Source organism: Klebsiella sp. 28 (assembly GCF_018223905.1).
GTDB classification, from domain to species: domain Bacteria; phylum Pseudomonadota; class Gammaproteobacteria; order Enterobacterales; family Enterobacteriaceae; genus Klebsiella; species Klebsiella pneumoniae.
In genome coordinates this window covers 1-15,422 of sequence record NZ_JAGRQY010000072.1, presented here as the reverse complement: position 1 = coordinate 15,422, position 15,422 = coordinate 1, and the positions used below count along the sequence as shown (strand labels likewise).

The following is a 15,422-nucleotide window of genomic DNA, read 5'->3' as shown; positions in this document are numbered from 1 at the left end:
TCTCTCCAGTAAGATGTTCTTGTTATTTTTCAGCATGCTTTTTTTGTGAGCAGCTTGCGGGCGTGCTTCACCACCCCGGCGGCATCAATTTCATGGCGCGCGCGCGTGGCGGCGCGATCGGCGGCAATGGCGTATTGCCCGTCAGGGATACCTAAGCGCCGCAACGGGATAGCGCACCCGGCCTCGGCCAGCACTTCCGCCACCAGGCTCCCGACGCCGCCGTTGACGTTGTGTTCTTCCACCGTGATTGCGGCCGGACAGGACTGGATTGCCGCCAGTAGCGCCTGGGTATCACAAGGACGAATAGATGGGACACTGATAACGGTGGCGTCAATACCTTCTGCAGCGAGTTGTGCGGCGGCTTCCACAATTTCATGTACCGTTGAGCCCATGGCAACCAGCGCAATATCGCGCCCCAGACGCAGCACATCAATGTTGCCCGGAATAAACCGGTAATGTTCATCATGCAGTTCCGGCAGCGCTTTACCGTCGAGGCGGATATACACTGGCCCGACGTGGGCAAGGGCATAATCAATAATCTGCCGGCACTCGCCGGGACTGGACGGTGCGTAAATTTCAATATTGCCAAAACCGCGCAGAATGGCGATATCGTCAATACTGTGGTGGGTGCTGGCCAGTGGACCGTAGCTGGCGCCCGCGTTCAGCCCGAACAGTTTGACGTTGGTGTTGTTGTAGCAAACGTCGACCTTAATCTGTTCATTAGCACGTGAAATAAGGAATGGCGCCGCGTTGCAGGTCACGGCCACTTTACCCCCCAGCGCCAGGCCGGCGGCAGCGCCAACCAGCGTCTGCTCGGCGATGCCGACGTTGACCAGCCGGCCAGGGAATCTTTTGATAAACGGGGCAATTTTCGCCGTTGAGGTGGAGTCGGCCACCACCGGCACCAGATCCACGCCGCGGTCTACGGCATCAATAAAGGCATTCACCATCACCGTGGCGAGATGTTCGCTATTACTCATCTTTCAGTTCCTCCAGCGCCAGTTCAATTTCTTCTCCTTTCGGTACCCGGTGATGCCATTCGGGGCGTCCCTGAATAAAGGAAATACCTGCGCCTTTGGTGGTATTGGCAATCACGACGTGTGGTTTCCCGTTCGGCTGCAAGCGCTCAAGCGTGGCGACCACCTCCGCCATATCGTTGCCGTTGCACTGTGTGACCTCCATGCCGAAAGCGCGCCATTTTTCATCCAGCGGATCGGTATTCATGATCTCTTTGGTCGCACCGGCCAGCTGCAGATTATTTTTGTCGTTGATAATAATAAGGTTATCCAGTTGGTAGTGGGCGGCGACCAGCGCGGCCTCCCAGTTGCTGCCCTCCGCCAGTTCGCCATCGCCGGTGACGACAAATACGCGACGCGGGTTGTTATCGCGTTTCGCTGCCAGCGCAATGCCTACCGCCACGGGCAGACCATGGCCCAGCGCACCGGTATTGAGCTCAATACCTGGCGTTTTGTGCTTTACCGGGTGTCCTGGCAGAGCCGAGTCGGCGTGTTGATAGGTTGCCAGCCAGTCAACGGGAATAAAGCCTGCTTCGGCCAGGACGCAGTAGTAACCACCGACAGCGTGCCCCTTCGACTGAATATAGATATCGCGGTCGTCACTCTCTTTTCGCGCAGGGGAGCAGTTAAGGATACGAAAATAGAGGGCGGTCAGAAGTTCGACTTGTGACAGATCGGCACCGGTGTGGCCGCCTGCCGGGCTTTCCGCATTTAAGACGATGATGCGGCGGCGGATGGCGCGTGCTTTTTGTTCTAACTCCTTAACGGAGAGTGAAAACGGATTCATAAAACACCTCTTGAAAGTAAATTCTTGTGTGAATAAATATTCCAGCAGGGTAAAGAAACACTTCCCATCCTGACTACCTTTTATCGTCGACAAAACAAGGTATTAATAAGCGATTGAATATATATTCACTACTGATTTATTATTCACATTGGTAAGATATGCCCTGTCACGGGGTTTGTCCACGATTTGTACGGCCTATTTTCTAAAAAAGGAGAAAACGATCACATTTGGATCGTCGGGAAAAGGGCGCTGCGCTTGTTATCTATTCAATGATGCATAAAAATAACGAGCAGAAAACAGAGGGGAATGCCATGTCGAAGCAGGATGAACAGCGGTTGCTGGTGAAGATCGCCACGCTTTACTACAGCGAGAATAAAAAGCAGTCCGAGATCGCCTCGCTGCTGCATCTGTCCCAGTCTTTTGTTTCACGGGCGCTTACCCGCTGTCAGAAAGAGGGGCTTGTGAAAATTACCGTGGTCCAGCCGACAAACATTTTTGTCGATCTGGAAAAGGCGATTGAGGAGCGTTTTGGCATTCGACAGGCGATAGTCGTCGATGTGGGCGAGAACGCCAGTTACAGTCAGGTAAAGCATGCCATCGGCAGCGCAGCGGCGCACTATGTCGAAACGCGGCTGCGGCCGGAAGACCTCGTGGGGATCTCGTCCTGGAGCAGTACGATCCGCTGCATGGTGGATGAGATGCATCCGCAGAACATTCGCGCCGCCGGGGTGATTCAGCTGTTGGGCGGCGTCGGTCCCAACGGCAACGTGCAGGCCACCATCTTAACCCAGCAGCTGGCGGCGCATTTAGGCTGCCCGGCGTGGCTGTTGCCGTCGCAGAGTATTGAGCACTCCGTGGAGGAGCGCAGCCGTCTGGTAAACAGCCCGGACGTCGCGGCGGTGGTGGCGAAATTTGCCGAAGTGGATGTGGCCATCGTCGGTATTGGTGAACTGGAGCCTTCGCAGCTGCTGAAAAACTCCGGTAACTATTATAATGAAACCATGCTCCAGCTGCTGGCGGCGCGCGGCGCGGTGGGGGATATCTGCCTGCATTACTATGATGCGGCGGGCAAACCGGTACTGAGCCAGGATGAGGATCCGGTGATCGGTATGGAACTTGAGCAAATTCGTCGCTGTCCGCAGGTGATTGCGCTGGCCGGCGGCGTGGACAAAGAGAACGCCATCCGCGGCGCGTTGCAGGGCGACTATATTGATGTCCTGATCACCGACTTCCCGACCGCGCGCGCGTTAATTAAGGGCTAAGCGGGGGGAGACTGGCGTGCCTGGCGCGCCAGCATCGCCAGTTCGTCCGCGCTGAGGCGAGTCATCCGCAATACGGTTTCAGTGTCCATGCCGTTCTCTAACATCATCAGTGCGATGCGGCAGGCTTCGCGATGCTCACCCGCCTGTAAACCTTCGTTCAAGCCTTCCTGTAACCAGCGTTGTTTTCCCTCTTCGCGACCTTTCTGCTTCAGGTACTCGGCAATCGTCATCAGGGTATCCTCATATTGCGGCAGACGTTCGACCAGCTGGTCGATAAAGTTTTCCGGGTCGGCGCTATTGCCATGCAGCGACATATAGGTAAATAACGTTTTGAACTGCTGGTGGTCAGTGTATCCCATCAGCACCACCTCCACCAACTGCTGGAGGATATAGCTGAGATCGCGTTGACGGATGTGTTTCTGGACCAGTTCCAGAAGCGCGATCCGCCGATGCTGTAATATGGCGTCGTCGGGAATATCGGTCACATCGACGAGCGGAAAGGCCCCGAGATAAAGCTGTTTTGCCGGTGAGTCAGGTGGGAACTCGTCCAGCCAGCACAGTGAAAAGGGATAGGGAGAAATGCTGCCATGATAAAACAGCATGGGAATTACCAGCGGCAGCGCTTTATGGCCGCGATCAAGATGCTGTTGCATGGCCGCGAGGGCATAGCGCAGGAGTCTGAACGCCATATGGCTGTCCGGGGTGCTCTGATGCTCAATGACGACATAGATATAGCCCTCTCCCTTGCTGGTATGCAGAGAGTAGAGAATATCGGAATAGCTGGCGCGCAGGTTGTCCTCAACAAAGCTCCCGGATTCCAGGTGCAGAGTGCTTAAGTCGCACAGTTGCCGCAGCGCGGGCGGCAGATGAATATCCAGAAAATCGCGTGCGGTTTCGCTGTCGCGCAGAAAGCGCTTAAACAGACTGTCGTGCGGGGTCGAGTGAGGACGTTTTTTCATGGCTTCCTTGCCTGGCAGAGCAGAGTGGCGGGATGCTACCACTGCTTGCCGTCGGGCAGGATTTTTCGATGAGATTTTGCGAAGCGCCTCGGAGAAAGGCGCATCGTGAGTCAGGCCCGCTCCCCCTGTGGCCTGAGCCACAGGAGGTCTTGCGGTTACTTATTCTCCATGACCGCTTTCTGGGCGACCACCGCCGCCTTCTGCTGCATCCGGTTTTGCATCTGATCGATAATGACCGCCACAATAATCACGATCCCTTTGATGACCATCTGCCAGAACTCGCTTACCCCCATCATCACCAGCCCGTCGGCGAGAAAACCGATGACAAATGCACCAATCAGCGTACCCAGAATGGTTCCCCGGCCGCCGGCCAGCGATGTTCCGCCCAGTACGACGGCGGCGATAGCATTCATCTCAAAAGCGGTACCGTTAGCCGGATGGCTGGCCAGCAGCTGTGCGGAGACCACGATCCCGGCTATGGCGGCGCAAAAGCCGGACAGCGTGTAGACCAGCACTTTAATTTGCTTCACTTTCACGCCGGATAGCTCGGCGGCACGCTCATTGTCACCGATCGCATAAACATGGCGGCCAAAAGGCAAACGCCGGGCGATATAGGCGATGATCAGCGCCAGGAGGATCATCAGCCAGATGGCCCACGGGATGCCAAAGAGCGCACCTGCGCCAATTTCATCGAAACCCGTGTTGCCCAGCTGCGGATTGCCCGCGAGCCCGGGGAAGGTTTGGCCATCAGAGGTCAGCATCGCGGCTCCGCGGAGCACATACATAGTACCGAGGGTGCAGATAAACGGCGCCACATTGTAGCGGGTAATGATCCAGCCATTAACGGCGCCAATCAGCGCGCCTATCAGCAGCACCAGGGGCACAATGACCCACACGCTTGGAAAAATGGCGATACCGAACATCGGCAAGACGATCCCTTTGGTGATAAGCCAGCCGGCTATCATTCCGCAGAGACCGAGCGTAGCGCCAATCGAAAGGTCGATACCGGCAGTGATAATGACAAAGGTGATCCCCAACGCCAGAAAGGCGTTAATCGCAATGTGTTTAATCATAATCACCATGCTGCCAGCGGATAAAAAACCGGGCACGGTCATCGTGAAGAAGCCGACAATCAGGAACAGCGCGATAAAGGTGCGCAGTTTTAATAACAACAGCAGGATATTTTCACGGGAGAGAGAGGCTCCGCCGCGCGGCGCCAGTGCGACCGATTGTGTCATTTTCATCTTAGAACCCCTGAGCGCTTGCTGAAACCAGCGCCGACTCTTCGGCCTGGTCACGAACGATATCGGCGGTCANNATCACCAGGATACGGTCAGAGACCGCCATGATTTCTTTTAAATCGGAGGTGGAGAACACCACCGCCATTCCCTGCTGCGACAATTGCACCATCATGCGAAACACATCCCCCTTGGCGCCGATGTCGATTCCGCGCGTAGGCTCGTCAAGAAACAGCACCTTCGGATTGGTTAACAGCGAACGGCCAATAACCACCTTTTGCTGATTGCCGCCGCTGAGCGCCTGGATCTCGACTTCTGGTGATGAGACCTTGATGGATAGATTGCCAATTGTGCTGGCGACGACGGCCTCTTCCTCTTTATTGGCAATGGTTACCCCGCGCTGAAGACGACGCCACAGGCTGGCAATGGTCAGATTGCTGGCGACTGAAGAGATGGGAAAAATCCCGGTCCGCTTACGATCTTCCGGCACCAGACTCATGCCCATGCGGATGCGTTCGGCCGTGGTTAACCGCTGGGGAACCGGTTTGCTGTCCAGCCAGATCTTGCCAAAGTAGTGGCGCGCTGTCCCCAGCAGACATTCAAACAGCTCGGTTCGTCCGGCGCCCATTAGACCGTAGATCCCAATAATTTCACCGGCATGTGCTTTAAAACTGACGTTATCCACCACCGTATTGCCCGCGGCATTCACGCAGGTCAGGTTCTCCACTTCCAGCAGTGGGGCACCGAAGCGGCGATTCGGGGGAAGAAAATGACTTACCGGATCGCTTCCCAGCATTTCACGGACGATCCATGGCACATCAATTTCACTCACCCTGGCCTCCGCCTGGAATTTGCCGTCACGCAGAATGGTAATGACGTCGCCGATGGCCATCAGCTCTTCCAGACGGTGTGAGATGTAGATGATGGACACCCCCTGACGCGTCAGCTCGCGGATGACCCGAAACAGGATATCCACCTCGGTTTTGCTTAAGGCGGATGTAGGCTCATCAAGGATCAGAATGTCCGCATTTTCCGCCAGCGCTTTGGCTATCTCAACCAACTGCTGCTGACCGACCTTCAGGTTACCCACCAGCTCCCGCGGCGAGATCGGCTGATCGAGTCGCTGCAACAGCTCCGCGGCTTGTCGTTCCTGCTCTGCTTCGTTAATTGGCGTAAGCCCGCGCTGTAGCTCGCGACCAAGAAAGATATTTTCCGCGACGCTAAGATTTTCAAACAGGTTCAGCTCCTGGTGGACCATACCAATGCCGTGGGCGGCGGCCTCGCGGGTGCTGGAGAAATGGACTATGTTGCCGTTGAGTTCCATTTCGCCCAGGCTCGGCTGTTGCACACCGGCGAGAATTTTCATGAGCGTTGATTTACCCGCGCCATTTTCGCCGATGATCACGTTAACTTTGCCACGCCAGACGTTGTAGTCGACGTTATCCAGGGCCACCGTGCCGGGGAACAGCATGGAAATACCACGGGTGCGTAAAATGATTTCCTCTGCGGGTGAACTGGCCATCAGCGCGCCTCCTGTTTTAGCTCAAGAGCGGCCGCATCCTGCAGGCTGCCGTTAACCACCGTGACCGCAAAGAGAATATCGACAGGCTTGCCTGTCCAGCTCGCGTCCACTGTCGGCAACGATTTTATTGCCTCCCGGTTGTAGGCGCGTGAAAGCTGCGCAAACTGCACCTGGTTGGTAAAGTCTTCAAATTTAAAACCGCTGGCATCGCGAATGGCGTTGCCTCTCATGACAGGACCCAACTGCACGACCAACGGCTGGCCCAGTAGCGTAAGAGTGAGCTTTTGCTCGCGTGGGTTGCTGACGTCAGTCCCGGTCACCTCGCTGTTCAGGCGGACAAAGACGCTCTGTGGCGTAGCGCCAGACGCCTGGCGCACTTTTTCCAGCGCAGTCGCGTCCAGCGCATGTTGGTTCGCTGCGTCAATCACTCGAGATTGCCAGGTTTGTTGCGCGATCTGCTGCGGGGTGAGATGGTCGAAGCTGGGTTTCGCGTTCGGGTCGGCAGGCAGCACTGGCTTGCCATTCTCATCTAAGTCCACCACCGTGCAGGCCGTCAGCAACAGGGCGGCGCAGCCCATCAGCACGGCGCCCCATTGTTTTAACCGCATCATTTCCGCCTTACTCGCTGAGGTTGAACATGTTGAGTTTTTTCGCATTGCCACTATCGATGAGGATGCAGTCCATCAACTGCTTCTCTTCTTTCTGGGCTTTCCCGTTCTTCAGGAAAAAGTCCGCCTGTTCCACGGCCATTTGCGCCTGCTTCCAGCCGGGCTGGAGAACCGTGGCCTTAATGTTGCCCTGCTTGAGTATCGAGTCGCGCGTGTAGTCGCTGCCGTCGAAGCCGACAACAATCACGTCGTTTTTACCCGCGGCTTTCAGCGCTGCTTCCGCCCCCAGCGCCATGGTATCGTTGCCGGAAATCACGCCGACGATATCCGGATTGGTCTGCAGAATGGCTTCCATACGGGTAAAGGCCTCCGTCTGGCTCCAGTTCGCCGTCTGCTGGGCGACCATTTTCATTTCCGGATAGTCGTCCAGCACATCGTGATAACCCTGCGAGCGGACGCTGGCGTTAGTGTCTGACTGACGACCTAATAGTTCGACATACTTGCCTTTACCGTTGAGGAGATTGGCAAACTTTTCTGCGCCAAGCTGGGCGCCCTGATAGTTGTTAGAGACGATCTGCGCCACGGCGACGCCGGTTTTATTGATCTCCCTGTCGATTAAAAATGCCGGCACACCTGCCGCTTTTGCTTTTTCCAGCGGGCCGACGGTAGCATCCGCGCCAGCATTATCAAGGATGATGGCTTTGGCTTTCCGCGCAATAGCCGTTTCAATCAGTTGGTTTTGTTTGTTGACGTCGTCGTCGTGAGAGGCGACCAGGGTGCTGTAACCCAGTTCTTTTGCTTTCGCCGCTGCGCCGTCAGCCTCGGCTTTAAAGAAAGGATTATCATGTGAAGGGGTAATGATTGCGATCAGGCCATTATCGGCGGCGAAAAGTGAGCCAGATGCGGCCATCATGGAGGCAAACAGAACAGACTTTATCAGGGTAGTTTTCATTATTATCTCCGCATTGAATATATATTCAATAATGATTTATTATTCAATGTAACCATAAAGCGGCCAGTCAGAACTGTCTACGGTTTGCACAGGTAATTTCTTAAAAAGCGAAAAGGATCACGCTTCGCGAGTCGGGCAGGTACAGGTAATAACGAGATCGTCTTTTATCAGATGATTGATTTGAAGGGGGAAATCAGCAAGTTGCAGGGAGAAGCTGGCGGTAAAACGTAAATGAACCTGCTGCGCAGTGAGCGCCACAATCCGGGCGCTGTGGAAGCCGGGCAGGCCGGAAGCGTGTGAGGACCAGGCCTTAAACCCACTCTCTTTCGCCGAAAACGCCAGCGTCAGCGCCAGCGGGAAGGGCAGGCCGCTGCGCAGCAGCGCCGTTTTTTCCGCCGGGCTGATAATGCTGCTCTCCAGCTCCGCGGCCAGCTGTGGGGTAAACCGGCGCTCGATATCGACGCCCACCGGCCGATCGGCGATCACCGCCAGCGCGCGCTGGCCGCAATGACTTATGCTGCCGAACCAGGGCGTGGGCCACAGCGGCTGGCGCTGGTCGCCGATGGCGGGAAGCCGTTTCTCCCCCACCTCGCGCAGGGCGTATGCCGCGGCGATGCGTCCGGCCAGGTGCTCCGCCTGCCGCTTGCCGCCCCACCCGGTCAGGCTGGCGTGATAGGGCAGCCAGAACAGATCTTCAGGCTGGAAAGTCGCCGGGTCGAAGTCGATCTGCTGGATGGTATAGCCGGCCAGAGGCAAAACGGTGCGATGGTGGCGCATAGGATAAGGTTACCGCGGTTGCCCCCGCCCTTTGTCCAGCAAGGGCGGGGGAGGGAGAACCCGCTATCAGAAGTGGGTGTTGACGCTCAGGTACCAGGTGCGGCCCGATTCATTGTAGGTCTCGGCGCCGGCGCCATACATATAGCCGGTGGCGCCCCCGGTGGTCTGGGCGTTGCCCGCGCGCCAGTGGCGCTTGTCGAAGACGTTATCCACGCCGCCGGTCAGACTGACGTATTTGGTGACGTCCCAGGTCGCGCTCAGGCCGAGGATGCTGTAGGGGCTAACCTCGTTCTTCTCGCTGCCGGTGACCGGTTGACCCTTGTAGTTGTACTTCTTCGGCTCCTGCTTGCCGTACCAGGTGAAGGTCGACTGCAGCGAAACGTCATCGCGAACCTGCCAGCTCAGGGTGGAGTTCAGCGTGTATTCCGGGATAATCGACAGACGATCGCCGGTCTCTTTGTTCTTACTCTGCAGCATATAGGTGATGTTGTTGGTCCAGTTGACGGTCTCGCTCACCGGAACGTTCAACGTCCCTTCCAGGCCTTCCACCACCGCTTTCGGCACGTTTTCCCACTGGTAGAGGTCAGTGCCGCTGCCGTTGGTATAGACCGGGGCATAGCCCGCTTCAATCTTATTGCGATAGTCGTTGCGGAACCAGGTGACGCCCGCCAGCCAGCCGTCGCGTTTAAACTCGAGGCCAATCTCTTTGTTGATGCTGGTCTCGGCTTTTAAGTCGTCGTTACCCTGCAGATAGCAACCGGATTTACTGGCGTAGCAGCCCTGTCCTTTGCTGTAGAGAATATAGTTCGGGTTGGTCTGATACAGGCTCGGTGCTTTATAGGCGCGAGCGATACCCATCTTCAGCGTGAAGTCGTCCCACAGCCCCTGCGACAGGTTGAGGGACGGGCTCCAGTTATTGCCGACAATGCTGTGATGATCGAAACGCAGCGCCGGAGTCAGCATGGTGGTGTCGGTCAGCTCCATGTTGTTCTCGGCGAACAGCGAGAAGATTTCCGCCTGCGAGTACGGGCTGCGGCCGGTGCTGTCGTAACCCGGAATTTCGCCTCCCGACAGCGCCTGGGTGTTGGACGCGTTATCCTTCATCCGCTGTTGATTCCACTCGCTGCCCAGCGTCAGGTTCTGATTAACCAGGTAGTCGAACGGGATACTGACTTCACTGTGCAGCATCACATCTGACAGATCGATATCCGAGAACTGATTACTGTTAAAGATCCCCTCGGTGCCCCCGGCCAGGCCTTCGCCTTTGCGCGAGTTGCGGGTGCGCTCGTACTGCGCCCAGTTGCTGGTGGTCACCCCGTTGTCCCAGGCGCCGTTCCAGGTGACCGAGTAGGTGTTGCGGTACAGCCGGTTGGTCTCTTTACCGTAGTTCTCTTTTACCAGGTCGTTGGTGTTGGTGTTCTGGGTGTCGCCAGCGTAGAGGTTGCCCTGGCGGCTGTAGCCGGCCTCAAACTCCAGCGACTGCATCGGAGCGAATTCCCAGCGCACCAGACCATCGATGTTTTTGTTTTTCACCCCTTCGCGCCCGGCCGGCAGAGTATCGGCATAGATCCCGGTACGCTCGGACTGATGGCCCTGGTTGATATCCCAGGCGTCAGCCTGCGTTTTGTCGAGGTTACCGAACAGGCGGAAGCTAAAATCGCCGCCCAGCGGGCCGCTGAGGCTGAAGTTAGTGCGTTTGGTGGAGCCTTCATCCTTGTGCTCCGGGGCGTTCATATAGGTGTTCCATGAGCCGTGCCACTCATCGCCGGTTTTTTTGGTGATGATATTCACCACGCCGCCGGCGGCGCCGTTGCCGTAGCGGGCGGCGGCCGGGCCGCGAATCACTTCGATACGTTCGATCATCTCCGGCGGCACCCAGCTGGTATCGCCGCGGGTGTCGCGCTCGCCGCGCCAGCCAAGGCGCACGGAGTTGCGGCTGGTGACCGGCTTGCCGTCGATCAGGATCAGGGTATTTTCCGGGCCCATGCCGCGGATATCAATCTGGCGGTTGTTGCCGCGCTGGCCGCTGGTGGAGTTGCCGGTCAGGTTGACCCCCGGCATGGTGCGAATGATCTCCGAGACGTCGCGCGCCGGGGGGCGTTTGCGGATCTCATCGGCGGTGATGGTGGAGACGCCCGGCGCCTGCAGGTTCTGCTCGGCGGCGGTGACCACCATGGTCTCTTCAGCGGCGCTGTTTTTATCGTCGGTGGCGGTTTCCGCTGCGCTTAACGGAAAAGCAACCCCGTAAATTCCCAGATTGACCAGCAAGGCCAGGGATTTGATCCTGTTATTCATTGTTATTCCTGCTTTTTGTCGCCACGTTCCCCAAACGCCCCTTCCCACCGGGAGGGGAGGCGGCATAAATGTTGCCAAAAGCGGGCAAAGGCACTCCGTCGCTGGCTGAATAAGCCCGATTTGACATGTTCTGATGAAAGACGCGCTTCCCACGGCGCGCTAATACGCTATTGCAAATGCAAATAGTTATCAATAATATTATCAATAAATAATGACAATTAATTAAAAAAGTCACGCTATACATAGGGTTAATGACAGAATGTTAAGGACAGGAAGCGAGGAGTGGTGGCAAACCCTGCGGGGGCCGCAGTGCCGCGCAGTGGATGACGCCATCGAGGTAACGTTCTGGTGGCGGGACCCGGCGGGGGATGAAACCTGCTCTCCCCATCGTCGGGTATGGCTCTATATCACCGGCGTGACCGACCACCATCAGAATGCGCGTCCGCAATCGCTGCAACGTCTCCCCGGGACCGACGCCTGGTTCTGGCGCACTACGCTGTCGCCGACCTGGCGCGGCAGCTACTGTTTTATTCCCTCCGACCGTGACGATGATTTTTCCCCTGAGGTGTTCAGCGCTGATGCGCCCGACCGCGCGCTGCTACGCGAAGGCTGGCGCAAACTGCTGCCGCGGGCGATAGCCGATCCGCTGAACCCGCACAGCTGGCGGGGCGGACGCGGCCATGGCGTGTCCGCCCTGGAGATGCCGCAGGCCCCCGCGCAGCCCGGCTGGGACCCGCTTAATGAGGCGCATCCTGCCGCCCGTTGCCTTGAGTGGCGCAGCGCGCGTCTGGGCAACCATCGCCGGGTCTGGATCTACACCACCGGCGAGGCTGTCGACCCGCAAACGCGGCCGCTGGCGATCCTGCTCGACGGCCAGTTCTGGGCCGAGAGCATGCCGGTGTGGTCGCCGCTGGCCGCCCTGACCCGCGAGGGGAGACTGCCGCCGGCGGTCTACCTGCTGATCGACGCGATCGACAACCAGCGCCGCGGGGTTGAGCTGCCCTGTCACCGCGATTTCTGGCTGGCGGTGCAGGAGGAGCTCCTGCCGCTGGTCCACGGCTATGCCCCGTTCAGCGACCGCCCGGATCGGACGGTGGTGGCCGGGCAAAGCTTCGGCGGTCTGGCGGCGATGTTCGCCGCTCTCAACTGGCCGCAGCGCTTTGGCTGCGTGCTCAGCCAGTCAGGCTCCTACTGGTGGCCGCACCGTGATGGCCGCGGGATGGGCTTTATCGGCGAACAGCTTCGCCAGGGTGAGGTGTCCGCGGCCGGGCTGCGCGTCTGGCTGGAAGCGGGCCAACGCGAACCGATCATTTTTCGCGCGAACCAGGCGCTACTGGCGCAACTCACCACAACACAGCAGACGATTTTCTGGCGTCAGGTTGACGGCGGGCATGATGCGCTTTGCTGGCGCGGCGGGCTGACGGCAGGGCTTATCCAGCTCTGGCAGCCTCTGCTGTCGCACCCTTAGCATCGCGTTTTACGACAGGAGTTTGATATGCAATTCAGTAACCCCTTCGACAATCCGCAAGGGCAGTTTTACATTCTGCGCAATGATCAACAGCAGTACAGCCTGTGGCCGGCGCACTGCGACCTGCCTGCCGGCTGGACGGTGGTGTGCCCCCCGCAGTCGGCCGAGGCCTGCAACGCCTGGCTGGCGGCCAACTGGTCGACACTGACCCCCGCCCATCATGCGTCATAAGGAGCTGACAATGACCACTCGTTTACCGCTGGTTGCCGCGCAGCCGGGGATCTGGATGGCTGAGCGCCTCTCCACTCTGCCAGGCGCCTGGAGCGTAGCCCACTATGTTGAACTACGCGGCGCCCTCGACCCGACGCTGCTGGGGAAAGCGATTGTCGCCGGTCTGCAGCAGGCGGACACCCTCAGCCTGCGCTTTGAGGAAGAGGAGGGGGAAGTCTGGCAGTGGCTGGCGGCCGACCGCACCTTTGCCGAACCGTCGATCATTGACCTGCGGACGGCGCCGGATCCGCATCGCGCCGCTACGGAGCGGATGCAGGCGGATCTGGCGCAGGATCTGCGCGTCGACGGCGGCAACCCGCTGGTGTGCCATCAGCTGCTGCGCGTCGGCGACGACCGCTGGTACTGGTATCAGCGTTATCACCACTTGCTGGTGGATGGCTTCAGCTTCCCGGCGATAACCCGGCAGATCGCCGCCATTTATCGCGCCTGGCAGCGGGGGGAAGCCACTCCTGAGTCGCCTTTCACCCCCTTCGCCGAGGTGGTGGACGAGTACCAGCGCTACGCCGGCAGCGAGGCCTGGCAGCGGGATAAAGCTTTCTGGCAGGCCCAGCGCCAGGCGTTACCGGCGCCTGCCTCACTCTCTGCCGCACCGCTGGGCGGGCGCGCCGCCGGGAGCGATATCTGGCGGATGAAGCTGGAGATGAACGCCGACGCCTTCCGCCGCCTGGCCAGCCATGCGCCGCAGTGTCAGCCCGCTGACCTGGCGCTGGCGCTCACCACGCTGTGGCTGGGCCGCCTGTGCAACCGGATGGACTACGCGGCGGGCTTTATCTTTATGCGTCGGATGGGTTCAGCCGCGCTGACCTCGACGGGGCCGGTGCTCAATGTCCTGCCTCTGGCGGTGCATATTGACGCCCGGGAGACGCTGGCGGACCTGGCGATGCGCCTCGCCGCTCAGCTGAAAAAGATGCGCCGCCATCAGCGCTATGACGCCGAGCAGATCGTCCGCGACAGCGGCAAAGCGGCAGGGGACGAACCGCTGTTCGGCCCGGTGCTGAACGTCAAAGTCTTTGATTACCAGCTGGATATCGACGGCGTCGAGGCAGTGACCCACACCCTCGCCACCGGCCCGGTCAACGATCTCGAGCTGGCGCTGTTCCCGGATGAGACCGGCGGCCTGTCGCTGGAGATCCTCGCCAACAAGGCCCGGTACGATGAAGCCGAGCTCCATCGCCACATGGCGCGACTGACCGCGCTGCTGGCGCAGTTCGCCGCCGATCCGGCGCTGCGCTGCGGCGAAGCAGAGATGCTCTCCGCCGACGAGCTGGCCCGGCTGGCGGCGGTCAACGATACCGTTGTGCCGCTGCCTGCCACCACCCTCAGCGCGCTGGTGGCCGACCAGGCGCGGAAGACCCCGGATGCCCCGGCGCTGGCGGACGCCCGCTGGCAGTTCAGCTATCGCGAGATGCGTCAGCAGGTGGTGGCGCTCGCGCAGCTGCTGCGTCAGCGCGGCGTGAAGCCGGGCGACAGCGTGGCGGTGGCCCTGCCGCGCTCGGTGTTCCTGACCCTGGCGCTGCACGGCATTGTCGAAGCGGGGGCCGCCTGGCTGCCGCTGGACACCGGCTACCCGGACGACCGCCTGCGGATGATGCTGGAAGACGCCCGGCCGTCGCTGCTGATCGCCACGGAGGATCAACTGGCCCGCTTCGGCGATATTCCGGGGCTGGAAAGCCTCTGCTACCAGCAGCCGCTGGCCGCCGGGGATGACGCGCCGCTGGCGCTGTCAAAACCAGACCATACCGCCTACATCATCTTTACCTCCGGCTCCACCGGGCGGCCGAAAGGGGTGATGGTCGGCCAGACCGCCATCGTCAACCGCCTGCTGTGGATGCAGGATCGCTATCCGTTATCTGCCGACGACGTGGTGGCGCAGAAAACGCCGTGCAGTTTCGACGTGTCGGTGTGGGAATTCTGGTGGCCGTTTATCGCCGGCGCGCAGCTGGTGATGGCCGAGCCGGAGGCGCACCGCGACCCGCAGGCGATGCAGCAGTTCTTCGCCCGCTACGGCGTGACCACCACCCACTTTGTGCCGTCGATGCTGGCGGCGTTTGTCGCCTCGCTGGATGCCGACAGCGTCGCTGCCTGCCGCACGCTGCGGCGGGTATTCTGCAGCGGCGAAGCGCTGCCGACGGAATTGTGCCGCGAGTGGGAGCGCTTGACCGGCGCGCCGCTGCATAACCTGTACGGCCCGACGGAGGCGGCGGTGGACGTCAGCTGGTATCCGGCCTGCGGCCCTGAGCTGGCGGC

General features: G+C 59.2%; 13 protein-coding genes. 4 read left to right on the top strand and 9 right to left on the bottom strand.

All coding sequences use genetic code 11. The features are described from left to right. Positions 1–29 precede the first annotated feature (29 nt). Positions 30–980: a transketolase family protein gene (locus KHQ28_RS13730; protein WP_004178952.1), complete on the bottom strand. Its 951-nt coding sequence runs from the start codon at positions 978–980 to the stop codon at positions 30–32. After that, positions 973–1,803, bottom strand: a complete 831-nt coding sequence (locus KHQ28_RS13725) for a transketolase (protein ID WP_004178953.1) — start codon at positions 1,801–1,803, stop codon at positions 973–975. The genes KHQ28_RS13730 and KHQ28_RS13725 overlap by 8 nt, the downstream gene beginning before the upstream one ends. 311 nt (positions 1,804–2,114) lie before the next feature. On the opposite strand from KHQ28_RS13725, the gene KHQ28_RS13720 reads away from it, so the two are divergent. Next, on the top strand, positions 2,115–3,065 hold the full coding sequence (locus KHQ28_RS13720; protein ID WP_004893547.1) for a sugar-binding transcriptional regulator: 951 nt from the start codon (positions 2,115–2,117) through the stop codon (positions 3,063–3,065). On the opposite strand, the gene KHQ28_RS13715 is transcribed toward KHQ28_RS13720, so the two are convergent. The 7 genes from KHQ28_RS13715 to fepA all read right to left on the bottom strand — a co-directional run bounded on the left by KHQ28_RS13715 (position 3,062) and on the right by fepA (position 11,416). Further along, positions 3,062–4,024: an Rpn family recombination-promoting nuclease/putative transposase gene (locus KHQ28_RS13715; protein WP_032419242.1), complete on the bottom strand. Its 963-nt coding sequence runs from the start codon at positions 4,022–4,024 to the stop codon at positions 3,062–3,064. The genes KHQ28_RS13720 and KHQ28_RS13715 overlap by 4 nt on opposite strands. Positions 4,025–4,179: 155 nt before the next feature. Then, positions 4,180–5,268 carry an ABC transporter permease gene (locus tag KHQ28_RS13710; protein ID WP_004885708.1) on the bottom strand — a complete coding sequence of 363 codons (1,089 nt, stop codon included), beginning with the start codon at positions 5,266–5,268 and terminating at the stop codon, positions 4,180–4,182. A gap of 1 nt (position 5,269) precedes the next feature. Continuing rightward, entirely contained in the window at positions 5,270–6,784 is a 1,515-nt protein-coding gene (locus KHQ28_RS13705; RefSeq protein ID WP_211777617.1) for a sugar ABC transporter ATP-binding protein, read from the bottom strand. Beyond that, the gene (locus KHQ28_RS13700) at positions 6,784–7,392 is read right to left on the bottom strand and encodes a DUF2291 family protein (RefSeq protein WP_032419240.1); all 609 of its coding nucleotides are present in this window, start codon (positions 7,390–7,392) and stop codon (positions 6,784–6,786) included. Before KHQ28_RS13700 ends, KHQ28_RS13705 begins: the two co-directional genes overlap by 1 nt. 10 nt (positions 7,393–7,402) lie before the next feature. Continuing rightward, on the bottom strand, positions 7,403–8,344 hold the full coding sequence (locus KHQ28_RS13695) for a D-ribose ABC transporter substrate-binding protein (RefSeq protein ID WP_021441401.1): 942 nt from the start codon (positions 8,342–8,344) through the stop codon (positions 7,403–7,405). A 117-nt stretch (positions 8,345–8,461) separates the two neighbouring features. After that, positions 8,462–9,121: an enterobactin synthase subunit EntD gene (gene entD / locus KHQ28_RS13690; RefSeq protein ID WP_032419238.1), complete on the bottom strand. Its 660-nt coding sequence runs from the start codon at positions 9,119–9,121 to the stop codon at positions 8,462–8,464. Positions 9,122–9,187: 66 nt separating this feature from the next. Beyond that, positions 9,188–11,416 (bottom strand): siderophore enterobactin receptor FepA, encoded by a 2,229-nt coding sequence (fepA, locus tag KHQ28_RS13685; RefSeq protein ID WP_023159219.1) that lies wholly within the window; start codon positions 11,414–11,416, stop codon positions 9,188–9,190. Between the two features lie 259 nt (positions 11,417–11,675). Here fepA and fes point away from each other — a divergent pair, with 259 nt between their 5' ends. The 3 genes from fes to KHQ28_RS13670 all read left to right on the top strand — a co-directional run. Beyond that, a complete protein-coding gene (gene fes / locus KHQ28_RS13680) occupies positions 11,676–12,884 on the top strand; it encodes an enterochelin esterase (RefSeq protein WP_023283407.1) in 1,209 nt (402 codons plus the stop codon). Between the two features lie 27 nt (positions 12,885–12,911). Further along, the gene (locus KHQ28_RS13675) at positions 12,912–13,115 is read left to right on the top strand and encodes an MbtH family NRPS accessory protein (protein ID WP_004176919.1); all 204 of its coding nucleotides are present in this window, start codon (positions 12,912–12,914) and stop codon (positions 13,113–13,115) included. 10 nt (positions 13,116–13,125) lie between these two features. Continuing rightward, on the top strand, positions 13,126–15,422 hold a 2,297-nt coding region (locus KHQ28_RS13670), incomplete at its 3' end, for a condensation domain-containing protein (RefSeq protein WP_211777616.1).